We start from the raw sequence: 20,848 nt of genomic DNA, 5'->3' as shown, positions 1-20,848 counted from the left end.
GCCAGTGTCCCTCGAGGGCGGAGCGCGGGCAAGGCCGTGGGATGCCCCCGGAATAGGGCGACGCTGTTAAAATGCCCCGCCATGAACGAGATGACCGTCAAGACGCGCTTTGCACCGAGCCCGACCGGGGCCCTGCACCTCGGCAACCTGCGCACGGCCCTGTTCAATGCCCTGCTGGCCTACGGCAACGGCGGGCGGTTCGTGTTGCGGATCGAGGATACCGATCGTGAGCGCTACAGCCCGGAGGCGACCCGCTCGCTGATGGGCGATCTGCGCTGGCTGGGACTGGACTGGCAGGAAGGCCCGGAGGTGGGCGGTCCGGCGCCGCCGTACCACCAGTTTGACCGGGGATTTCTCTACGACGCCTACTACCGACAGCTCGAGGCCGAGGGGTGGGCTTACCCCTGCTTCTGCAGCGAGCGCGAGCTGGAGATGGCCCGGCGTGCCCAGCGCTCGGCCGGGCAGCCGCCGCGCTATCCCGGCACCTGCGCACGCCTCAGCGCCGATGAGGTGGCGCGCAAGCGCGCCGAGGGGGTGCAGCCGGCTCTGCGGTTCCGGGTGCCGAGCGGTGAGCAGGTGCGCTTCGATGATCGCATCCACGGTGAGCAGAGCTTCCGGACGGATGACATCGGCGACTTCATCATCCGCCGCGCCGACGGCACCGCCGCGTATCTGTTCACCAACGCTGTCGATGACGCGCTGATGGGGATCACCGATGTCCTGCGGGGGGATGATCACCTTACGAACACCCCGCGGCAGTTGCTCATCCTGAAGGCCTTGGGGCTGTCGGCGCCGCGTTACGGCCACATGGGGCTGATCACCGGGGCCGATGGCGCGCCGCTGTCCAAGCGCAACGGCAGTCGCTCCGTCGGTGAGTTGGCTCGAGAGGGGTATCTGCCCGAGGCCATGCTCAATTACCTGGCCCGGGTCGGGCACACCTGCGCGTCCGAAGCGCTGCTCGATCTCGCCGGCTTGGCCGAGGTCTTCGATCCGGCGCGTATCAGCACGGCGCCGTCGCGTTTTGACCCGGACCATCTGCGGCACTGGCAGGACGAGGCGGTGCACCGCAGCCCGGCGCGGCGCCTGCGGCCGTGGATGGGGATCGATGCCCTGGTGCCCCCGGGGTACGCCGACGACCTGGTCAACGCCGTGCGCGATAACGTGCGTTTCCCGGCGGATGCGCGGGACTGGGCCAAACGGGTCTTCGCCGGGCCGCCGGGGCTCGATGCCGACGCCGAGGCGGCCATCGTCTCGGCGGGGCCGGAGTTCTTCGAGGCTGCCGTGGGTGCCGCTGAGGAGGGCTACACCCGGTTCAAGGGGCTGACCGAGGCGGTCAAGGAACGCACCGGGGTCAAGGGCAAGCGACTCTTCATGCCGCTGCGCGCGGCGCTTACCGGTCGATGTAGCGGTCCGGAGCTGCAGCCGGTGGTCGACCTGATGGGCGGTGAGCGGGTGGTTGAGCGGCTCAGGCGCGCCGCCACCCTCGCCGCGGAGCAAGGCGCGCAGGGGGAGTGATGCTGAAGATCCACAACAGTCTGACCGGAGCCAAGGAGCCGTTCCGGCCCATTGAGCCGGGGCGGGTGCGGATCTACGTCTGCGGCATGACGGTCTACGATCTCTGCCATCTGGGCCACGCCCGTGCCCTGGTGGTGTTCGATGCGGTGGTCCGGTATCTGCGCTGGCAGGGTTACGAGGTGACCTACGTGCGCAACATCACCGACATCGACGACAAGATCATCCGCCGCGCGGCGGAGAACGGCGAGCCGATGAGCGCCCTGACCGATCGCTTCATCCAGGCCATGCACGAGGACTGCGCGGCGCTGGGCGTCGAGCGCCCCGACCATGAGCCGCGTGCCACCGAGCGCCTTGAGTCGATGATCGCGCTGATCGAGGAGCTGATCGCCGGCGGCCACGCCTACGTCGGGGAGAACGGCGACGTCTACTTCTCGGTGGCCAGCTTCCCGGCGTACGGCAAGCTGTCCGGGCGTCGGGTGGAGGAACTGCGCTCGGGCTCGCGCATCGAGCCCGACGAGGCCAAACGCGACCCGGTGGATTTCGTCCTCTGGAAAGCGGCCAAGAGCGGTGAGCCGGCCTGGCCCTCGCCGTGGGGAGATGGTCGGCCCGGCTGGCACATCGAATGCTCGGCCATGTCCCGTGACCTACTCGGCAGCCACTTCGATATCCATGGGGGCGGGGTCGATCTGCAGTTCCCGCACCATGAGAACGAAATCGCCCAGAGCGAGTGCGCCAGCGGTCACCGTTTCGTCAACTACTGGATGCACAACGGCCACGTGCGCATCGATGACGAGAAGATGGCCAAGTCGCTGGGCAACTTCTTTACGGTGCGCGACGTCCTGGCCGAGCATCCGGCCGAGGCCGTCCGTCTTTTCCTGCTCTCGAGTCACTACCGCAGCCCGCTCAATTACACGGGGGATGCACTGGGCGAGGCCCGCGGGGGGCTGGAGCGGCTCTACAACGCCCTGCGCGGACTGCCGGAGGCAGAACCGGCGTGCAGCCGGGCGCGGGAGCGCTTCCGTGAGGCGATGGACGACGACTTCAATACCCGCGAAGCCCTCGCGGTGCTCTTCGAGAGTGCCCGTGAGATCAACCGGCTGCGCGAGGGCGGTGACGAGGCAGGAGCTGCTGCGGCAGCCGCCGAGCTGCGTGAGCTCGGCGCGGTCCTCGGGCTGTTGCAGCAGGACCCGGAGAGCTACCTGCGCGGCGATGTTGCGGATGCCGAGGTCGACGAGATCGAGGCGCTCGTGGCGCAGCGGGCAGCGGCGCGCAAGGCGAAGGATTTCGCCGAGGCCGATCGGATCCGGGACGAACTCCAGGCGCGGGGGATTGAGCTGGAGGACACGCCGGAGGGGACCAAGTGGCGGCGAACCCGCTAACGAGGAGGGCCGCATGGCGTGGCTGATCGGGGTAGTGCTCGCCGTTCTAGCCGGTGCCCTGGTGGCGTCGGCCTATGCCGTTTACCGCGTGCAGCGCACCCTGGAGCGGGTCCAGCAGGCTGAGCAACGCATGGAGAGCGTCGAGACCACGACCCGGCAGATCCTCGAGCACTTCCGGGGGCTCTCCGCGGGGGCGGTCGGCCAGGGGGAGCACCTGGCCCGGCTGGAGCAGAACCTGGCCCGGCTGCGGCGGCGTCTGGATCAGGTGGCCGCAGCCGGCGGCACGGATGGCAGCCGCTTCAATCAGGCGATCCGCATGGCGCGCAAGGGGGCCGAGGCCCGGGAGATCGCCGATACCTGCGAGATCAGTCAGGTGGAGGCGGACCTGGTGGTTCTGCTTCACGGTCCGGGGCGCGGAGAGGGCGGCGCCTCCGGGTGATCGAGTGACGGGCCGGCGCCGGCGGGCCCGACATCCTGCTCCACCGTCCAGGTGAACGCCAGTAGGGCAGCGATGGCCTCCGCAACCTCGGGGGGTGGTTCCGCGTCGTCCTCAAGGCGGGCCAGTGCCGCGGCCAGGTCGGGGTCGTCGGGTAGCGCGAAGCCCCGGGTTGCGGCTCGCTCCAGGAGGGTCCGCCCGAACTCGTCCGGCTCCGGATCAGATCTGCTCATCGATGATCCCCTGGGTTGCGGTGGATGAAGGGGCGGTACCGTCGTGAGCCGGCCACCCGTGGTAGCAGGTAATCGCGCCGGGTTCGAGGCCGGCGGCGCGGAGGCGTTGTTCAAGCTTCGGGAGCGCGTTGGCCAGGCGCTCGGCGCTGACACGCCGCTGGGCCCACCAGGCCAGATCGGCGCGCCCGCCGGCCAGGTGCAGCGAGACTGCCACCGGGCCCAGTCGCTCGAGTGCCAGACGGGCCTCGATGGTCCACGCTGCGCCGCCGTCTGCCCCGGTGGCGGGGCGGATGCGCAGTCGCAGGGCGTGCAGGGCGTCGCCCTGGCGTACCGGGATGTCGAGCGTCCAGTCGCGTGTCCCGCGGGTGTGGAGGGCACGGTGGGCCTGAAGTGCCTGGATGCGCCAGAAGAAGGCCTCCAGTTGGTCGAGCAGGGCGCGCTCGGCCGGCGGGAACTCCGGCGTGGGCCTCTTGCGGTCGCCCCCCTCCGGGTGGCGTGGGCGCAATGCAGCGAGCCAGGCGCTCAACCGCCCCTTGAGATCCGCGCCCGTGTCGGCACCGTGGGCCAGTCGAGCCTCCAAGTAGAGGCCGGCGTGGGCCAAGGTCTCGCGGATACCGGCGGCGGAGCTCAGTGAGCGTGCCGACGGCACGGCATCCTGGAACTCTTGGCACGCTGTGTGCAAATCAAGGTTGGTAAGAGGGCGCCGGAGTGCGCTGCGCAGGTCGCCTACCAGCGATTCCGCAGTGGCCTGGCGGGGCAGGGCCTGGCGCAGGGTCCACTGCAGCGCCGGGCGGGGGCCAAGGTGGTCGGTGACCTGTAGCACCAGGGGGTGGCCCACGCTGGCCACACGCAGTCGCAGGCGATCGCCGTCGGCCACCGGTACATCGGCCCGTGCGGGGAGGCGGTGGGCGCCGAGGATCAGGATCAGCCCGGCCCCGGTGAGCCGGGCCCGCGCCTCCAGGGTGTCCCCCAGGCGCAACGGCAGATCCGGCCGGCCGCTGGCCTCTGGGAAGCGGATCCACACCGTGGGACGTTGTGCTGACATGTCAAGCAATTGACACCCCTGGTGCGTCAAAAAAATGTCGCTCTGCTACAGGTGTCGCCCTGGTGACGCCGGACTAGTCCTCGGCCGCCAGGCTCTCGGCTACGGACTCGAAGGAGCGCACCCACGCACCGCGCTCCGCGACCGCTTCTGGGAGGGCGTCAAGGGCTGCGTGAGCGGCCTCTCGGTCTTCGTGGGAGCCGTGTAATAGCAGGAACCACAGATCGCCGTCGTCGCGCTCCGTAGCGACCACGTGGGTCGGCTCATCCAGTGGCTGTTGCCCCGCGTATTCCTGCAGCGGAGCTGGCTCAGAGGCGGCCAGCAGCTGGATGGTGTAGCGCTCCCCGTCCTCGCCGCGGATCCAGTCCGCGCTATCGGCCAGGTCCTCCTCCGCGGTTTCGGTGCCCGGCTCGCCCTCGGTCGGGCCGCTGTCAGTTGGCCCTTGCGCAGCATCCGGGGTGTCGAGGAGCTGCAGGTTGGTCGTCGACTGTCCCGTGGGGGAGGGTGGCTCCTGTTCGTCAGGGCTGTCCCGGAAGCTGTAGCGCCCGGGTAGATCCAGGCCAAAGGGTGTGTCGCTTGCCGGCTCGATCTCTTCGCTTTCGGCCGCGACTGTCTCCTCCTCGGGTTCCTCGAAATCCTCGATGGCGAGTTCCTCCGTCGCCGGGCCGGTGGATAGCTGGTGCGTGAGCAGCCAGTAGGTGCCCGCCGACGCGGCCGTGATCCCGGTGACACCGGCCAGGGCCCACCGTAAGCCGGTGCCGCGGAGCCCGGGCGATTTCGCCGGGCGCGGCCCCGGCTTGGGCGCCGGCTGGTCGGAACTGGCCAGCCGGGCGGTCAGGCGTCGATAGGCCGCCTCGTTGATCCGCTCCGGGTGTCCGCCGGATTGCCGGAATATGTCCTCGATCTCGTGCGGGTCGAACAGGGTGTGCTCGGCACCGGCGCTTCGGGTTCGGTGGTCCAGGTAGGCGCCGGTCTGCTCCTGGCTCAGCGGGTACAGGGTCGTGGTGTGAAACCGCTCCGCGGGCGGCGTCTCCGGGAGGCTCTGCAGGCCGGCGGGCTCGAGGGCCATGGCGAGGCTGAAGGCCTCGTCGTCCTCGGCGAGTTCTGTCCACAGTCCAAGCAGCTCGTCGATCTCCCGTGCGGGCAGGGCGTGGGCATCATCGATAAGCAGGGCGGGGCGAACGCCGCCACGGCGGGCACTCCGCACGTAGTTCAAGGCCTGTTCGCGGGATCGAGGAGCCAGGGTGCCTTCCTCGGCCTCCGCGGCGGCGACCAGAGCGCCCCACAGGGTATCGATGTCGGCACCGTCGCCCTGGACCCGCTGCATGCTCAGCCCGGGGGGCTGAGATTCGGCCAGGCGGCGCAGGAGTGTCGTCTTGCCCAGGCCCGCGTCGCCGCTAATGAGCACGATGCGTTCGCCGCTTTGCAGGAGACTCAGCGTGACGTTGATCTGCGTGATTCGGGCGCTGTCCTCGAAGGGAGGGTCGGGGATGCCGACGAAGGGCTGTGCGGTCAGCCCCAGTCGGTACAGGGCCGCCTCCGGGAGGTGTAACGTCGTGCCGGTTTGCGGAGCCATGCAGGACCTGGAGGGTGCTCTTCGGTCAGTGTTCCGCCAGTTTAACAGAGCCGGTGCGATCGTCATGGCCGGAAGTGTTGACACCCCCGTCAGCCGCCCTTACCATTGCGCTCGCTTTACGGCACAGCGTCCCCATCGTCTAGCTGGCCTAGGACACCACCCTTTCAAGGTGGCGACACGGGTTCGAATCCCGTTGGGGACGCCATACAAATCAAGTAGTTAGGGGCGGCCCCGCCCCTCAAGCGCCCCCAGCATCAAACATCCATCAAACGCAGCTGCCAGCGCGTTCGATGCATCAAACGGGGGGCAGTCCCTCAGCGGCTTCACCTTCGGCGTCTTCCGTTACCCCGTTGCCCCTTGGTACGCCCGTCCGTGGATGCGCCCTCTAAAGGCTGCGGCGCCGGTCACAGGGGGGTCGCCATGACCGACCAACCCACCGCCATGCAGTAGCGAGCTGCCGAGGTGTCGCCGGGTCGCGCCCAGGCTGCCAAGGCATTCCACTAGTTAGATTCGGCCATGGCAGTGCCGGCCTGCTGTTCCCAAACCAATCCTATTTGGGGTGGGCAGATGGTCACGGGGGCTTCAACTTGTGATACAACAACCCTAGCCTTATTCGAGGTTTTCTATGGAGGGGAAGGCAGTGCGCGGAGCCAGTGTTTGGGGGATCGGTGTTTTAGCAGCTGCGCTGTTGCCCGCTGCGGTGGGACATGCGGCCATGGACCGGCAATCGGCGGTTACGCTTGATGTTTATGGTGCCCTGGCGAGTTACGATGGCCTTGATGAGGACCTGTCGGGCGGGGGGCTTCGGGTCGAGGGAGCACCCGGGCCGCTGCTGCTGCGCCTAGAGGGCGAGATGCTCAGGGGTCAGGATACTGACGTAGAAGCCAGGCGCGCGGCGGGAGGCATTGGCGTTTTTGAGCCGTGGACGGAGCACACCGGGGTTGTCGCGGAACTGGGGGCGCGGCACCTCAACCCGGATGAGAGTTCGAGCCTAACCGATTACTCTTTGGAGTTTGGTCTGCGCGGCTGGACGGCTGGTGCCAAAGCGGGAGGCGGTTTTTTCCGCGGGGACTTGCGCGGTGTTGTCCTGTACCCGGAGGATTCGGACCGGTCTTCCCAGGCGGGGGGGCGGCTTGAGTTTAGCGGCGCCCCGGACGACTTCCAGTACTTATCGCTGCTCATTCGGGGCGAAGTGCTGAGTGACGAATACCATGCCGCCATCGGCATTCGCGGGCGATTTTAGTGCCAAGCAGTGAAGCGCTTATGGCGTCACACGGATCGTTGATTTGCCGATGCGGTCACGCCGGGAACGCCGCTGCCTTGGCCGGGATGCTTCGCGATGGGGGGCGAAAACGGGTTCGAGTTTTTGAGCGTTTTCGAAGACAAAGGGGCTGGGATACCGTTTTCCCCCGCGTATCTCTGTCTCATTCCATTCGCACGCCAACGGCGGTACGATCCCCCGGTTTTCGAGGGGGTGGCCCCGAGCGCAGCCGCGCGCCGTCGGTCGCCCCGATGAACAAGCAAGGGGGCAGTGTCAGCCATGGCCAGTGTGTTCTCGCGCCTGATCGTCAAGAATCCTGTCGGCGTCCTCTTTGAGGCCCTGCTGTTCCTGTTGGCAATCACGGGGGTGCTCGTGATGCTGGTCTTCTCCTTTGTCAGCGTCTTCCTCTCCGCGGAGACCTGGGCTGCGGTGCTCGGTCTGTTCGATGGGGTCTTGCCGGCCGGTTTGCTCCAGCTGGGCCTTGAGGCGGACGCCGCTGTGCGGTTGTTCTATGTGGTTGTCGCAGGTTTCGCCCTAGTGCTCGTCTCGATGGTGGTGGGGGTGTTCTACAACCTGCTGCTGGCGCCTTTCCTTCGCCAGCGCAACGTGACCGGACTGGCCAAAAGGGGCTTTGAGGTCGGTGACATCTACCAGGGCCGAGGCGAATGGGCCGTGGTCGATACCGCGCACCGTCATGCCTTTTTCGTCACAGCGGCCCGGGCGCTGCAGATTCGGGCCGACGAGATCCGCAAGGTGGAGAGCCGTTCCATGCCCCTGGCCCGGCAACTGCGCATCCGCGTGGACCTGACCGACCCCGAGACGCCGTATCACGAGGTCTATTTCAAGGCGAAGGACCAGGGCGACGCCCTGCGCACCGCGCTCCAACGGCTTTGATGCAGGCTGAGCCGCTTGCCAGGAGCTCCCGGGAGGCGGCAGAAGGCCCGCTGCATGCTAGGGTTAGCGGAGCGATCCTGCTGCCGAGACCCGAAGGATGCTGAACGAATACCTGTTGTTCCTGGCCCAGACCGTCACGCTGGTGTTCGCGGTCCTGTTCGTGCTCGCCGCGGTCGTCCGGATGCGCCAGGAAGGGGGCGTGGCGCCGGGGCGGCTGCAGGTTCGACCGCTTAACGGTGTTTTCCGGCAGCGAGCGGAGGCCCTGCGTCGGGCCGGCGCCTCCAGCACCTGGCGCGGCCGGCTGCGCAGAAAGCTGCAGCGCGGCTCGACGGATCCCGGGGCTGTCGAATTGCCGGACAAGCGGGTCTATATCCTCGAGTTTCGCGGCGACATTCGCGCGCGTGCCGTGGAGGGGCTGCGCGAGGAGATCAGCGCCATCATCGCCGCCGCGCGCCCCGGTCAGGACGAGGTCATCCTGCGCCTGGAGAGCCCCGGCGGGGCGGTGCCGGCCTACGGCCTGGCGGCCTCGCAGCTGGCCCGGTTGCGCGAGGCCGGCATCCATCTGACCGTCTGTGTCGATCGTGTCGCCGCCAGTGGCGGGTATCTCATGGCGGTGGTCGGTGATCGCATCGTCGCCGCACCCTTTGCGCTGATCGGCTCCATCGGTGTGGTCGGAAGCCTGCCGAACTTCCACCGCTGGCTGCGCAACCGTGACATCGATTTCGAGCAGCATACCGCCGGGGCGTACAAGCGGACCCTGACCCTGTTCGGGGAAAACACCGAGGCCGACCGGGAGCGCTTTCGCGAGGACCTGGCCCACATCCACGAACAGTTCAAGGGGTTCCTCCGTCGTTACCGCCCGCAGCTGGATGTTGAGACGGTGGCCACTGGGGAGTTCTGGCTGGCTGAGCGGGCCCTGGAAGCGGGCCTGATCGACGCCCTGCAGACCAGCGACGATTGCATCATGGCCCAGCGGGAGCAGGCCCACCTGCTGGAGGTGGACTACCGCCAGCGGGAGGGGTGGTCCCAGCGTCTGGCCGTGGTGACCGAGCGGTTGTTCGGCCAGCGCAACGCGATGGAACGTTTCGGGCCGGGCCTGGAGTAAGCGTCGCCGGCCGCAGCGCGGCACGGCGATGGGACGGATCGACAGGGAGGCTACGTCATGCGCGCTGCTACCGGGTCGTGATCGCGGGGCTATGTCTGGCGCTGCTGGGGCTGGCGCCTGCGGCTTATAGCGATCCCCTCGCAACGCTGCGCATCTCCACGGATCCCGGCGAGGCAGAACTGCGCATCGACGGTGAGCGCTACGGGATCTCGCCCTCGCACACGCGGGATGCCTTTGTGGTCCGGTTGCCGCCGGGCACGTATCGCATCGAGGCCGAGATCCCCGCCGAGGAGACCGAGCACGGCGAGGCTATGCGCGCCGAACGGGAGGTGACCCTGCGTGCCGACACCGAGCAGACCTTCCACCTGACGCTGAGTGGCCCGGGCGATCCGCTGGCCAGCTACCGGGAGCATCGCGACGCCGTGCGGGCCGTCGCGTCTTTGCCGGACGGCCGGGTGCTCACCGCGTCGGCGGACCGCCGGATCAAGCTATGGCGCCTGGAGGACGGACAGGTGCTGCGCACCTACCCGGGGCACGCCGCGGCGGTGAACGCGGTGACGGCCAGTGCCGATGGGCGCAGCTTCCTCTCGGGCGATGCGGCCGGGGTGGTGAAGCTCTGGCAGACCGACCGGGATCAGGCGCAGCGAACCCTGGTTGAGGCCGATTCGCCGATCCGTGCACTGGCGCTGAGCCCTCGGGGGCAGCGGGCCCTGGTGGCCACCGAGGCGGGCAAGCTGCAGCTCTGGGATACGGCCAGCGGCCGTCAGCTGCGCACGTTCCGCGAGCAGCAGGCCGCCTTCCACGCCGTGACCTACGACTCTGATGGTGCTCGGGCCCTTTCCGCCGGGGCTGGCGATGAGCCCCTGGTGCTTTGGAATGCCACGTACGGTCGCGCGATCGGCGCCTTTGCGCCGGATGAGTCAGGGCCGGTGGAGGCGGTGGCGTTCACCCCGCGTGGCCGGCACGCGCTGGCCGGCACCCAGAGTGGTGCGGTCAAACTCTGGCAGCTCGACCGCGGCCACCTTGCTCTGCGCCTGGAGGGCCATCGCGCGGAGGTGCTGGCGGTGGCCGTCAGCCCTGACGGCCACCGTGCGCTGACCGGGGCTCGGGACGGGTCGCTCAAGCTCTGGGACCTGGAAGCCGAGCCGGAGGACGATCAGCCGGTCGAGCCGGTGCGCAGGTATGCGGGCCACGACCGGGCGGTGTGGGGCGTGGCCTTCACTCAGGACGGGGGGCTGGGTCTTTCGGTGGGCGAAGACCGCCGCCTGCGCCTGTGGCAGGTCGACTGATCCACGACCGGCTTCCGGGCGCGACTAGACCAGCTGCTGCAGGGCCTCCAGGACCTTGTGAGGATGGGCCTCGGCCTTCGAGACCCGGCGCCAATGCTTGCGGACAACCCCTTCGGCGTCGATCAAGACCGTAGAGCGGATCACGCCCATGCTCTTGCGCCCGTACATGTTCTTCTCGCCCCAGGCGCCGTAGCGGCTCATGACCTCTTTATCCGGGTCGCTGAGCAGCGTGAAAGGGAGTTCGTGCCGGTCCCGGAAGCGTTGGTGGGAGGCTGCGTCATCGGGGGAGATCCCCAGCACGGCCGCTCCGGTCTCCTGCAAATCGGCCCAGATATCGCGAAAGGCGCAGGCCTCCTTGGTGCAGCCCGGCGTCTCGTCCTTGGGGTAGAAGTAGACGACCACCGGCTGACCCCGCAGGGCGCTGAGGGTCACGTGCTTGCCGTCGGCGTCTGACAGGGTGAAATCGGGGGCGGGCTGGCCTTCTTCGATCGACATGGGCGTATTCTCCGTGGGCGGCACCGGGCTCTTGCACGGAGGATAGCGTCACCAGGCCAGGGTTGCAGCCCGTCGCTAGATCAACCAGGTGGTACCCAGGCGAACTTCCGGTGCAGCCCCGGGGATCAGGCTCATGGCTTGCCAGCCGAAGGCAAACGTCACCAGCAGGGCGGCGCCAAGCGCGGCCAGGTAGTGGCCCAGGCGGTTGCCCTTGCGCACCCCGGCGATGACGGCAAAGGCGGCGTAAAGCAGCCCCAGGCTGTAGAGGATCAGCAACAGGGCCAGGTGTGGCCCCACCGGCCAGGGCAGGGCAGCCACCACGTTGCCTACCCAGGCGGGGATCAGAGCCACGGAGACCGCGGTCAGTGGACGCCGGAAGTCCGAATAGCCCTGGAATAGGTCGCAAAGATAGTGCGCTGCGGCCGCCAGGGCGATGACGCCGACAAACTGGGTCAGGGCGCTGTAGATGCCGAAACCGATGGGGTCGGGGCGGGTCTCTGGCGGGAACCCGCTGGGGATCAGGGCGTGGGCGATCCCGGCCCCGAGCACGCTGGCCAGCAACAACGGTACCGTCAGCCGCGCCAGGATCCACGGCACGTCCGGATCGGCGTCGTGCCACTCCTCCAGGATCCGGCGTGGCCGGAAAAAGACGCTGGCGAGGGTGTGCCAGCGACCGGGTAGCGCGGGGGCGTCAGCCATCGATAGTCCTCGGAGTCTGTATGTGGGTCGGCAGCCTGAACGGAGGATGCTAAGTACGCCGGATGTGCTTGGCTACCGTCGTGAAGTCGATAAGCGCAACGCAAAAGTCGCGCGACATTCACGTTCCGGACAACATTGGCGGGTAGCCTCCTCGACAGTTTCTGACCGCAATGGAGGTGCCGCTATGATGATGTCCCTGGAAAGTTCCCCGGACCGTGCCCCGGTCTCCGCGCTGACGTCCGACCCAGGGGGAATCCGCGAACCGGCACCGGCCATGGCAGGCCATCCCGCAACGCTGGGTGAACTCGCCCGGCGGGTGCCGGCCATCGCGGCCACTGCCCCGTTGGTTGCGGTCCCTCTATCGGCCGGGTACTGGTACGGGTTGCGTAGTCTGCCGGTCATTGATGAGTGCGGGCTCCCGGTTGGCATCCTGCGGCGGGACGAACTGACCGCGTGGGTGCGCCAGAACGACGGTTGGGTGACGGTGGAACGGCCGAGTCGCGTCCATGAGCTGTCCCGACCGCCACGCGCCATCTGGCGCGCCGAGGAGCCCTGGCGCCTTATGCTCGGCCGTTTCCGGGAAGGGCTGCCCTCGGCCGGGGACGAGTGCCTGGTCGTTGATGAAGAGGGACGCTACGTCGGCATCGTGACCACCATCGACCTGCTGCGTCGCGCGGCCACGATCGCGTAGATCGCGAGCCGCTCCCGTTTGACTCTGTCCGAAGGGCCTGTCCCCTGCGCAGCACAGGCTGCGCAGGGAACGCAGCGTGCCGACGGCTAGAGAAGCCGCTGTCGAATCGCCGAAGAGACCTGCTCGACGCCGATGACCACCAGCAGGATCACGATGATGATCGCCAGTGCGGCGTCGTAGTTGAACATGCTCATGGCGGTGCTCAGTTCCACCCCAATCCCGCCGGCGCCGACCAGTCCCAGAACGATGGCCGAGCGAATCCCTTTCTCGATGCTGTAGAGGCTGGTGGCCGTCATCGACGCGCTCGCTTCCGGGAGGATGGCGCCGATGATCGTCCCTGTTCGGCTTGCGCCGGTGGAGGCGAGTGCCTCGGAGGGCCCCTTGGGGATCTCCTCGATGCGTTCTGAAAAGAACCGCGCCGCGAAGCCGATGGTGTCCATGACGATGGCCAGGATGCCGGCCAGAGGCCCCAGGCCAACGGCCGCTACGAAGATCAGCGCCCAGACGAGTTCGGGGACCGTCCGTAGGGTGGCCACGACGCCCCGGGAGATCCACGCGATGCTCCAGTGCGGTGTGGTGTTGCGGGAGCAGAGCAGCGCCATGGGCACGCTCAGGATGACGCCTGCGGTGACGCCGACCACCGCCATGTTGAGGGTCTCCAGCATCGCCCCGGCGATGCTGTCGAAGCGGCTGAAATCAGGTGGTACTGCACGGGCGAAGAAATCGCCCAGGTTGCCCATGCCTTGCAGAAGCCGCTCGAAGGTTGTGTCGATCGTGCTCAGTCCCTGGATGAGGAATGCCAGGAACCCGACGAGTACCACCCAGGTAAAGACCGACGGCCGCTGGAAACGCTCCGGCGTGGCCGTCGAGCGGGGCTCGTGGCTAGTCATCGCTGACCTCTTCGAAGACGGATTGGTGCGGTGTTTGACGTAGGGCGGTCCGGCTCAGGAAGCGACGGCGAGCCGGGGTTTCGTCTCCGCCTCATCGACGCGCACGGCGCCCTCGTAGAGGGCGTCAAGCTCAGCGCGGCGGATGTCCGCCATGGGGCGGTCGAGCACGATTCGGCCAGCCTTCATGCCGAGGGCCCGTTCACCGAACTCTTCGGCAAAGTCGAGTTGATGTAGGCAGCAGAGCAGGCTGAGTCGCTCCTCTCGGACGATCCCCCAGAGCAGCTCCATGACCTCGCGGGCCGAGCGCGGATCGAGACTCGCAACCGGCTCGTCGGCGAGGACGACGGTGGGTTGCTGCATCAGCGTACGGGCGATGGCCACCCGCTGCTGCTGTCCGCCGGAGAGCTGGTCGGCGCGCTGGCCAGCACGATCGGCGAGGTTGACCCGCTCCAGGCAGTGCATGGCGTAGTCCGGTTCCTCGGCCGCCGCGAAGGGGGCCGTGACGGACCAGAAACTGCGGTGGCGGCCGCTGGCCCCGTAAAGGACGTTCTGAAAGACGCTCAGGTTCTGCACCAGATTGAACTTCTGGAACACCATACCGATGCGGGTGCGCGCCTCTCGCAGTGAGCGGCGCCCGGCCTGGGCCAGATCCGTACCCAGTACACGGACGCCGCCTTGTTGCGGTCGTTCCAGCCCGCTGATGCACCTCATCAGGGTCGATTTCCCGCATCCATTGGCACCGAGGAGAACGACACCCTCGCCGGCTTCCATGCGGAAGTCGATCCCGCGCAGTACCCGAAGCTTTTCGTAACTCTTGTGCAGGTCGTTGCACTCGATGATGGCCATATCCGCCTACCTCAATGAATGGGACCCCGGTAGCGGGTCATGCTGCCGGGGTCGGGCTTGTCCCGCTGATGGCAAGGGGTTAAAGGTCGAATCCGAGGTAGTCGTACGCCTCCCGGACCATGTCGTATTCGTCGTCCGAGATGTCGTACACGAACCGGGCGCCGAGGTACTTCGCCCGCTCCTGGGCCTCGTTGAAGCCCTCATCCTTGCCCGGCTCGACGAAGGCCGAGAAGAGCTCCTCCTCGTGCTCCTGGACGGTATCCCGAATAGCGGCGATGCAACCTTCACCGAGCTCGGCGCGGGCAACCATCGGGTCCCTGGGCATGGTGCCGCTGTCGGCGACCACGTCGTAATCGAAGTCCGCGTCGTACTCCGGGATCAGATCCAGGTCGCGATAGCCGAGAGCGGCGGCGTCCACGTCGCCGTTGACCAGAGCCTGGATGCGGGCATCGCCGGCGTGGACGGTGTCGAGGTCACGATCCAGGGAAAGGCCGGCGTCTTCGATCATCCAACCCTGGGTGATGTGGTTGGTCATCGAGCCGACATCGCCGAAGGCCAGGGTCGTGCCCCGCAGATCCTCGATGTCCTCGGCGCCCAAATTGGCGTTGGCGACAATCTTGGCCCCGTAGGCGTCGCGCTCAAGGCCGAAGGCGACATCGATGTCTGCTTCACTGCTCATGACGACGTACTCGGAGGGGCCGGCCAGGGCCAGATCAATGGAGTCGTAGCGCAAGGCGTTGGCGGCCGCGGTGCGGTTGCTGACGGCGAAGAACTCCATGTTGACGCCGGTGATCTCGCTGAATTGCTCCGCAAAGGGACCGAAAGCGCGGCGCAGCTCTTCGGCACCCTCGATGCCGGTATCGGCCAGGCGCAGGGTGCTCGGACACTGTTCGGCCACGTCGGCGTGGGCGGCCGTCATGCCGGCGCTGAGCAGGGCGACGGCGGTCACGGTGCTGAGGGCTTGGCTCGTAGGTCTCATCGATCACTCCTGGTGGTTGCCGTAGGGGACTCAAGACGGCCCGTCCCGTGGTCCCGTCGTGACTCGCGGTGCACCGTATGCAATGCCGCTTACAGGCCTTTGAAATGCCGATGACGTTCGGATGACACACGGGCTGCGGCTAGCGATGGCACCGGGGACCGGTTCAGGAGCAGCACCAGCGGTGGGACGATGTCCGGGACGTCACCGGCCTGTCACGCGGCTGTCACCGCGCGGGGTTAGCCTCGGTGGCGCTATGAACGAGAAAACCGGATTCGACGGTTCTGTCTGGCAGCCGGAGGCTTTGCTGGACGTCCTGGAGGCGCTGCGCTGGGACATCGAGGAGGGCGCAGAGCGTTGGCTGCGTCGCTACGAGGACGCCTTCCCGGATGGGGTCACCACCAGCGCCGAAAACTTCGCCCACTACCTGGCATTGCGCAACCGCGATCTGCGCAGTGTGCAGCGCTCCCTGGCCCGCTTCGGGCTTTCGTCGCTGGGGCGTCACGAACCCCATGTACTCGCGGGCTTGAATGAGGTCATTGAGGCCCTAGGTGCCCGGGTCGGGCGGGTGACGCAACGAAGGCGCGGTGGACCGACTTTCGAGCAGGCCCACCTCCGCCTGGCGACGCATGCAGCCGATCTGCTCGGTCCGGTGCCGGAAGGCCGTGACAGCCGTGTCATGGTGACCCTGCCATCCGCCGCCGCCGATGATCCGGGCCTGGTGCGTTCGTTGGTCGCTTCCGGGATGGATATGGCGCGAATCAACTGCGCCCACGACGATCCGGCCATGTGGCGCCGCATGGCTCGGCATGTGCGGGACGCCGAGGCCCGTACCGGGCGTTCCTGTCGGGTCCACATGGACCTGGCTGGCCACAAGGTGCGCACCGGCCCTGTTGCCCCGCGGACTCCAGTGGTTCGGCTGAAACCAATGCGGGATGCCTACGGCCGGACCGTTCGACGCGCACAGGTCGATCTGGTGCACCCTGAGCAGACCGGTGACACCGGCCGGGGCGGTGTCCCCCGTCTCTGCCTGGACGGTGAAACCCTGGCCAGTATGAGGGTCGGGGACCGTCTGCGCTTTCGGGATGCCCGGAAATCCAGTCGCCTGCTGGCGGTCCGCGAGGCGATCCCGGGCGGCTTTCGGGCGGATATCGGGAGCACGGCTTACGTGACGCCCAGGACCCGCTTTGCCCTCCAGCGGCGGGGCGCTGGTAAGTGGCAGACCGTGATTCGCGGCCTCCGGTGCGGGGGATTTGTGGAAGCGCAGATGGAAATCCGCCTTTTTGAAGGGGACACCCTGGTGCTCCTGCGTCGGCCGGAGCCGGGAACCCCCGGGCGGCGGGACGAGGACGGGGGGATGGTTGTGCCCGCGCGCATCGCGTGCTCGCCCCCGCAGGTGATCGACCAGCTCGACCCCGGCCAGGCGGTGTGGATCGACGACGGCAAGATCGGTGCCGAGGTGGAGTGTGTCGACGCCCACGGCGCCCGGTTGCGCATTACGCGGAGCCGTCCGCAGGGTGCCGTGCTGCATGAAGACAAGGGCCTGAACTTTCCAGGGCTCGATCTGGGGTTGCCGGCGCTGAGCGCGCAGGATGAGCAGGATCTGGATTTCGTCGCCGAGCTCGCGGACACGGTGGCCCTCTCCTTTACGGAGTCCCGCTCGGATCTGGAAGGGCTGGGGGCGGCGCTGGCCCGGCGCGGCGCCGTGGACCTGGGTGTCATCGCCAAGATCGAGACCCAACGCGGCGTGCAGAACCTACCGGACATCCTGCTCGGCGGGATGGGGCGCTTCGATCTGGGCGTGATGATCGCCAGGGGGGATCTCGCCGTGGAGATCGGCGGCGAGCGTCTTGCAGAGGTTCAGGAGGAACTGCTCTGGCTCTGCGAGGCTGCCCATGTGCCGGTGATCTGGGCCACGCAGGTCCTGGAGAGCCTGGCCAAGAAAGGCATTGCCTCGCGCCCGGAACTGACCGATGCGGCGATGTCCGGCCGCGCCGAGTGCGTGATGCTGAACAAGGGGCCCTACATCGTGACGGCCCTGCGCACGCTCGACGGTATCCTCCATCGAATGCAGCAGCACCAGCGCAAGAAGACCCCTCGGTTGCGGGCGCTCGGCATTGTGCAGAATCAGCCGGCGCCGCAGCCTGCGGCGGACGAGTAGTGCTGGGGGGACCCGGGCGCCTTGCTCAAGGGGGAGGGGCTGTGACCGGGCGCGCTTACGTCTCCTTCCTCATTCGAGGCCTGGCTCACTCGGCGGCTGTTCGCCGCTCCACGAAGATCGAGTTGCCGGGCTGACGCTTTGCCTGAGCCTTGAGTTCGGCCAGCGTATCGGAGATCTCGTGGGGCTGGCTGTAGCGCGCCGCCGTCACGGGCAGGACGGCCAGCGACAGGCTGCAAATGGGGAAGAAACGACGCCGCTGCTGTCGATCGATGCTTTCGATACCGCCACGGCCGCGGGCATGGGCGTCGTAATGCTCCGGCGCCAGCCATGCGAAACGCGCCAGCACGGATTCGCACTTCGCTTGCCAGGACTCCGGTCCGAGGATCATGAGAAAGTCGTCGCCCCCGATGTGTCCGAGGAAGTCGTCGCGCTCATGCAGTTGTTGCCGGAGTGTGTCCGCCAGGGCCTGGATGAGTTGATCACCCTGAGCATACCCGTAGTAATCGTTGAACGCCTTGAAGGCATCGATATCGCAGTGAACGACCACGAATGCCCTCTCTGTGGCCAGGCGGCGCGCAAGCTCCTCTTTGATGGGGACGTTGCCGGGGAGGTCCGTTAGCGGGTTGGCGTGCCGGGCATTGCGTAACTGTAGGTTGGTGATCTCGCGTAGCAGGTCGATTGCGGAAGCGGTTCCCGCGTATCGGCCGGCTGTGTCCACGATAATGAAATCTTCCTCGATGGTTTCGTTGCATTCGGTGAGCTGCCGGCTGAGGTCCTCGAGCGAGGTGTCCTCCTGGACGAATCGTGTCTCAGGATCGGCGAAAGCCCGGGCAGGCCGTCTGCCGTAAAGGGAGTGGGCGTAGGGGTTGGCGAATCGGGACAGGAATCGGGAGGTACGGATCAGGCCGACCGGCTCTGTCCCCTCGGTCACCGCGATGGTCCGCGGCGGCTGTTCGGCACATCGGAGCAGCTGGGCCACTTCAGCCATCGGAGTCTCCGCGGCAACGGTCGCGCACCGTCGGGAGAGCGAGGCGACGGTCCCCCGTGGGGGGCTCGTGTGTCGGCGATTCGATCCGGCGGCGCAATCGAGCTTCCGGGGCGGTACGGCGCTTGGACGGGCGAAAAAGAACCCCTGCATCAGGCGCCAATTGCGGGCCCAGAGGCAGTCATACTCCCCCTGCGTCTCGACCCCTTCGGCGATGACCTGGCAGTCGAGGTCGGCGGCGACCTCCTGAAGCCACTCCATGAAACGGCGCTTGCCCGCGTCATGGTCGATCTGCTGCACGAAGTGGCGGTCGATCTTGACGAAATCCGGTTTCAACTCCGACCAGTGGCGCAATCCGGAATAGCCGGTGCCGAGGTCATCCAGCGCCACGCGGAAGCCCATGCGCCGGTAGTGAGCGACAGCCTCGCCGAGCAGCGTGTAGTCGTGGATGGGGTGTTGTTCGGTGAGTTCGATGATGACCCGATGTGGCGATACGCCGTACTCATGGAGGAAATGCAGCGTAAGTCCTTGCTGGAAGGTCGGGTCGAGCAAGGACTGGGGCATGACATTGATGAACAGGAGCCCGGGTAGGTCCAGCGACGCGAACCGTTGGATACACGCGCGGCGTGCCGCCCAGTCCAGCTCCAGCAGCCTGTCCTGCTCGGCCGCCGCCTGGAATAGGGCGGCGGGCGTGGCCAGGTCGGTGCAGACCGGGCCACGGATCAGGGCTTCATACCCGAAGATATCGCCGCTGCGGGTATCCAGGATCGGCTGAAAGAACGGGCGGAGCCCTCCACCTTGGATGACCGCATCGAGCGACGCCGATTTCAATGCGAATTCGGTCATGGTGTTGGCTACCGAGAAAACGGCGGCGCCCCGACTGGACCGCCGCCTAAAGCTGGCCGTGGCCAGAGGGAGCACCCGATCCCGGCGCTGCCGGGATCCATGGCATGTACGGGAGGCCCGGTCAGGGTCTCCGGGACCTCCCGTCGCAGTGACACCTACCAGTTGTACTGGGCGCGGGCGCCGACCAGGGTCGGACTCTCGTCCGGCTCCCCATTGCGGTCCTTGACGTCGGCGAAGACGACGTTGCCCATAAGGCGCAGGTTGCTGCTGGCGTAGTAGTTGATGCCCAGGGTGAGGTTGTTCTGCTCACCGCCTGCGAACCCGGAGTCGTTCAGGTCCATGTGGCTGTAGCGGGCCGCCAGCTCCCACGCTCCGCCGGAGCCGCTGGGGGTGACGCCGCCGAAGCCGCCGGTGGAGTAGGTGCGGCTCTCGCCGGTGAGCACGTAGCTGCCCTGGACGTGCCAGCCGCTGAAGGTGGGCTCGTCGCCGTTGTCGCGATTCATCGAGACGGTGAGGTACTCCGCCTCGGCGGAGAGGGGGCCAGAGATGTAGGCCGCCTCCAGACCGAGCTTGGTGGTGTCCGTGACATCCTCAACGGTCGTGCCAATAAGCCGCTGGCTGCCGCCGTCGCCATCGCGCAGCTCGGGGCGATCGCTGAAGCCGATGTCCAGTGGGTCATCCTGGTCCTCGTAGACCAGCGAGGCGCCCAGGTGCAGCCGCGGCGCCTCGTTGTGGCGGGAGGCGGTCAGGAACGGGGCGTAGACACCGCGGATGGCATAACCTTGAGGTTGATTGCCTCGGTAGTCCTTGTGAGCACCGCCTTCATCTTCACCCTCATCGTCCCCCAGCGACCGGCCGAAGAACATGGTCTTGAAGCCGAGTTCGTCGCCGGTCTGCTCGTAGGCGATACCGATGCGCCGCGAGTCGGGGATGATGTTGCTGACCGAGGAGCGCTCCATGAAGGTGTAGTTGTTGGAGCTGGTCAGCTGGTTCAGACCCTGCGGCACCTTGTATTGACCCAGCCACAGCCGCCCCGGGCCGAGGCTGCGGCGCAGGCGGAAGTCAGCGGCGCTGACGCTACCCTCGGCCACGTTGATCTCCACCCGGCCGTCCCAGTGCTCGTCAATGCTGCCGTCCATGCCCAGGCGGGCGCGACGGTTGTTGAAGCCGTCGACGAAGTCGGTCTCGTCCTCGTCGATCATGTGGTAGTCCATCTGCAGCCGGCCGCGGATGTCGAACTCGGGGTTGGCCAGAGCCTCGTAGGGGAAGGCCACGGCCAGGCCCGCGCCCAGCAGGGCGGTGGTCGAGAGGTACGGCGCGATTCGTCTCGTTGTCATCAAGGGTCCTCCTCGGGTTTGGAGCGTCGCCGGGGAGCACGGCCCCGACTCGGAGGACACGCTAGGCGGTGTTTCTTACGTCGCGATGACGGTGGTGTGGGGTTTGTGTGAAGCTTGCGTTGTCACAATCCTGCAATGTGCTTGCCTTTTAATGACGCGGGCATGAACGGCCATGCCGAAAAAGGGGATACA

Annotated in this window: 19 protein-coding genes and 1 tRNA gene; 10 read left to right on the top strand and 10 right to left on the bottom strand. The window is 67.3% G+C overall.

The features are described 5' to 3' along the window. The first annotated feature begins 81 nt into the window (after positions 1-81). Genes gltX through LRF89_RS00875 form a run of 3 tightly spaced genes read left to right on the top strand, consistent with a single transcriptional unit; the run spans position 82 to position 3,333 of the window. Complete coding sequence (gltX, locus tag LRF89_RS00885; RefSeq protein WP_201167591.1) at positions 82-1,515, top strand: glutamate--tRNA ligase; 1,434 nt, start codon at positions 82-84, stop codon at positions 1,513-1,515. Next, positions 1,515-2,894, top strand: coding sequence for a cysteine--tRNA ligase (cysS, locus tag LRF89_RS00880; RefSeq protein ID WP_238636446.1), 1,380 nt, complete (start codon positions 1,515-1,517; stop codon positions 2,892-2,894). Before gltX ends, cysS begins: the two co-directional genes overlap by 1 nt. 13 nt (positions 2,895-2,907) lie before the next feature. Further along, positions 2,908-3,333 carry a DUF2802 domain-containing protein gene (locus LRF89_RS00875; protein WP_201167587.1) on the top strand — a complete coding sequence of 142 codons (426 nt, stop codon included), beginning with the start codon at positions 2,908-2,910 and terminating at the stop codon, positions 3,331-3,333. Here LRF89_RS00875 and LRF89_RS00870 read toward each other — a convergent pair. The 3 genes from LRF89_RS00870 to LRF89_RS00860 form a co-directional block, all read right to left on the bottom strand. After that, positions 3,294-3,563, bottom strand: a complete 270-nt coding sequence (locus LRF89_RS00870) for a hypothetical protein (RefSeq protein WP_201167585.1) — start codon at positions 3,561-3,563, stop codon at positions 3,294-3,296. The two genes, LRF89_RS00875 and LRF89_RS00870, sit on opposite strands and share 40 nt — an antisense overlap. Further along, positions 3,550-4,608, bottom strand: coding sequence for a flagellar hook-length control protein FliK (gene fliK, locus LRF89_RS13445; protein ID WP_274522048.1), 1,059 nt, complete (start codon positions 4,606-4,608; stop codon positions 3,550-3,552). The genes LRF89_RS00870 and fliK overlap by 14 nt, the downstream gene beginning before the upstream one ends. A gap of 73 nt (positions 4,609-4,681) precedes the next feature. Next, positions 4,682-6,181, bottom strand: coding sequence for an AAA family ATPase (locus LRF89_RS00860; protein ID WP_201167582.1), 1,500 nt, complete (start codon positions 6,179-6,181; stop codon positions 4,682-4,684). Between the two features lie 128 nt (positions 6,182-6,309). Between LRF89_RS00860 and LRF89_RS00855 the strand changes: the two genes are divergently transcribed. From LRF89_RS00855 to LRF89_RS00835, 5 genes are all read left to right on the top strand, one after another. Then, positions 6,310-6,386: transfer RNA gene (locus LRF89_RS00855), tRNA-Glu, on the top strand. 435 nt (positions 6,387-6,821) lie between these two features. Further along, a complete protein-coding gene (locus LRF89_RS00850) occupies positions 6,822-7,424 on the top strand; it encodes a hypothetical protein (protein WP_238636445.1) in 603 nt (200 codons plus the stop codon). Between the two features lie 297 nt (positions 7,425-7,721). Next, a complete protein-coding gene (locus LRF89_RS00845) occupies positions 7,722-8,336 on the top strand; it encodes a hypothetical protein (protein ID WP_238636444.1) in 615 nt (204 codons plus the stop codon). A gap of 97 nt (positions 8,337-8,433) precedes the next feature. Further along, on the top strand, positions 8,434-9,441 hold the full coding sequence (sohB, locus tag LRF89_RS00840; protein WP_238636443.1) for a protease SohB: 1,008 nt from the start codon (positions 8,434-8,436) through the stop codon (positions 9,439-9,441). Positions 9,442-9,518: 77 nt separating this feature from the next. Further along, positions 9,519-10,730 carry a hypothetical protein gene (locus LRF89_RS00835; RefSeq protein WP_238636442.1) on the top strand — a complete coding sequence of 404 codons (1,212 nt, stop codon included), beginning with the start codon at positions 9,519-9,521 and terminating at the stop codon, positions 10,728-10,730. A gap of 24 nt (positions 10,731-10,754) precedes the next feature. On the opposite strand, the gene bcp is transcribed toward LRF89_RS00835, so the two are convergent. Beyond that, positions 10,755-11,225: a thioredoxin-dependent thiol peroxidase gene (gene bcp / locus LRF89_RS00830; protein ID WP_201167570.1), complete on the bottom strand. Its 471-nt coding sequence runs from the start codon at positions 11,223-11,225 to the stop codon at positions 10,755-10,757. Positions 11,226-11,300: 75 nt separating this feature from the next. Next, on the bottom strand, positions 11,301-11,924 hold the full coding sequence (locus LRF89_RS00825; RefSeq protein WP_201167567.1) for a Yip1 family protein: 624 nt from the start codon (positions 11,922-11,924) through the stop codon (positions 11,301-11,303). Positions 11,925-12,198: 274 nt separating this feature from the next. On the opposite strand from LRF89_RS00825, the gene LRF89_RS00820 reads away from it, so the two are divergent. Next, complete coding sequence (locus LRF89_RS00820; protein ID WP_238636441.1) at positions 12,199-12,615, top strand: CBS domain-containing protein; 417 nt, start codon at positions 12,199-12,201, stop codon at positions 12,613-12,615. An 86-nt stretch (positions 12,616-12,701) separates the two neighbouring features. On the opposite strand, the gene phnE is transcribed toward LRF89_RS00820, so the two are convergent. The 3 genes from phnE to LRF89_RS00805 all read right to left on the bottom strand — a co-directional run bounded on the left by phnE (position 12,702) and on the right by LRF89_RS00805 (position 15,330). Beyond that, complete coding sequence (gene phnE, locus LRF89_RS00815; RefSeq protein ID WP_201167561.1) at positions 12,702-13,505, bottom strand: phosphonate ABC transporter, permease protein PhnE; 804 nt, start codon at positions 13,503-13,505, stop codon at positions 12,702-12,704. A gap of 54 nt (positions 13,506-13,559) precedes the next feature. Beyond that, a complete protein-coding gene (gene phnC, locus LRF89_RS00810) occupies positions 13,560-14,351 on the bottom strand; it encodes a phosphonate ABC transporter ATP-binding protein (protein WP_238636440.1) in 792 nt (263 codons plus the stop codon). 79 nt (positions 14,352-14,430) lie between these two features. Further along, entirely contained in the window at positions 14,431-15,330 is a 900-nt protein-coding gene (locus LRF89_RS00805) for a PhnD/SsuA/transferrin family substrate-binding protein (protein WP_238636439.1), read from the bottom strand. Between the two features lie 253 nt (positions 15,331-15,583). Here LRF89_RS00805 and LRF89_RS00800 point away from each other — a divergent pair, with 253 nt between their 5' ends. Further along, positions 15,584-17,488, top strand: coding sequence for a pyruvate kinase (locus LRF89_RS00800; protein ID WP_238636438.1), 1,905 nt, complete (start codon positions 15,584-15,586; stop codon positions 17,486-17,488). Positions 17,489-17,573: 85 nt separating this feature from the next. On the opposite strand, the gene LRF89_RS00795 is transcribed toward LRF89_RS00800, so the two are convergent. Then, positions 17,574-19,319, bottom strand: coding sequence for an EAL domain-containing protein (locus LRF89_RS00795; RefSeq protein ID WP_238636437.1), 1,746 nt, complete (start codon positions 19,317-19,319; stop codon positions 17,574-17,576). 155 nt (positions 19,320-19,474) lie between these two features. Continuing rightward, positions 19,475-20,656 carry an OprO/OprP family phosphate-selective porin gene (locus LRF89_RS00790; protein WP_238636436.1) on the bottom strand — a complete coding sequence of 394 codons (1,182 nt, stop codon included), beginning with the start codon at positions 20,654-20,656 and terminating at the stop codon, positions 19,475-19,477. Positions 20,657-20,848 lie beyond the last annotated feature (192 nt).

Origin of the sequence: Halorhodospira sp. 9621 (assembly GCF_022228055.1) — a bacterium.
In the GTDB taxonomy this organism is placed as follows: Bacteria; Pseudomonadota; Gammaproteobacteria; order Nitrococcales; family Halorhodospiraceae; genus Halorhodospira; species Halorhodospira halophila_A.
The sequence above is the reverse complement of the archived record's forward strand: the minus strand, read 5'-3'. Positions and strand labels throughout refer to the sequence as shown.

Excerpts from the sequence above, each read along its gene's own strand:
- bcp (WP_201167570.1), bottom strand. The coding sequence starts at position 11,225 with ATGTCGATCGAAGAAGGCCAGCCCGCCCCCGATTTCACCCTGTCAGAC.
- phnC (WP_238636440.1), bottom strand. The coding sequence starts at position 14,351 with ATGGCCATCATCGAGTGCAACGACCTGCACAAGAGTTACGAAAAGCTT.
- phnE (WP_201167561.1), bottom strand. The coding sequence starts at position 13,505 with ATGACTAGCCACGAGCCCCGCTCGACGGCCACGCCGGAGCGTTTCCAG.
- sohB (WP_238636443.1), top strand. The coding sequence starts at position 8,434 with ATGCTGAACGAATACCTGTTGTTCCTGGCCCAGACCGTCACGCTGGTG.
- LRF89_RS00795 (WP_238636437.1), bottom strand. The coding sequence starts at position 19,319 with ATGACCGAATTCGCATTGAAATCGGCGTCGCTCGATGCGGTCATCCAA.
- LRF89_RS00805 (WP_238636439.1), bottom strand. The coding sequence starts at position 15,330 with ATGAGACCTACGAGCCAAGCCCTCAGCACCGTGACCGCCGTCGCCCTG.
- fliK (WP_274522048.1), bottom strand. The coding sequence starts at position 4,608 with ATGTCAGCACAACGTCCCACGGTGTGGATCCGCTTCCCAGAGGCCAGC.
- LRF89_RS00860 (WP_201167582.1), bottom strand. The coding sequence starts at position 6,181 with ATGGCTCCGCAAACCGGCACGACGTTACACCTCCCGGAGGCGGCCCTG.
- LRF89_RS00825 (WP_201167567.1), bottom strand. The coding sequence starts at position 11,924 with ATGGCTGACGCCCCCGCGCTACCCGGTCGCTGGCACACCCTCGCCAGC.
- LRF89_RS00875 (WP_201167587.1), top strand. The coding sequence starts at position 2,908 with ATGGCGTGGCTGATCGGGGTAGTGCTCGCCGTTCTAGCCGGTGCCCTG.
- cysS (WP_238636446.1), top strand. The coding sequence starts at position 1,515 with ATGCTGAAGATCCACAACAGTCTGACCGGAGCCAAGGAGCCGTTCCGG.
- LRF89_RS00800 (WP_238636438.1), top strand. The coding sequence starts at position 15,584 with ATGAACGAGAAAACCGGATTCGACGGTTCTGTCTGGCAGCCGGAGGCT.
- gltX (WP_201167591.1), top strand. The coding sequence starts at position 82 with ATGAACGAGATGACCGTCAAGACGCGCTTTGCACCGAGCCCGACCGGG.
- LRF89_RS00845 (WP_238636444.1), top strand. The coding sequence starts at position 7,722 with ATGGCCAGTGTGTTCTCGCGCCTGATCGTCAAGAATCCTGTCGGCGTC.
- LRF89_RS00790 (WP_238636436.1), bottom strand. The coding sequence starts at position 20,656 with ATGACAACGAGACGAATCGCGCCGTACCTCTCGACCACCGCCCTGCTG.
- LRF89_RS00870 (WP_201167585.1), bottom strand. The coding sequence starts at position 3,563 with ATGAGCAGATCTGATCCGGAGCCGGACGAGTTCGGGCGGACCCTCCTG.
- LRF89_RS00820 (WP_238636441.1), top strand. The coding sequence starts at position 12,199 with ATGGCAGGCCATCCCGCAACGCTGGGTGAACTCGCCCGGCGGGTGCCG.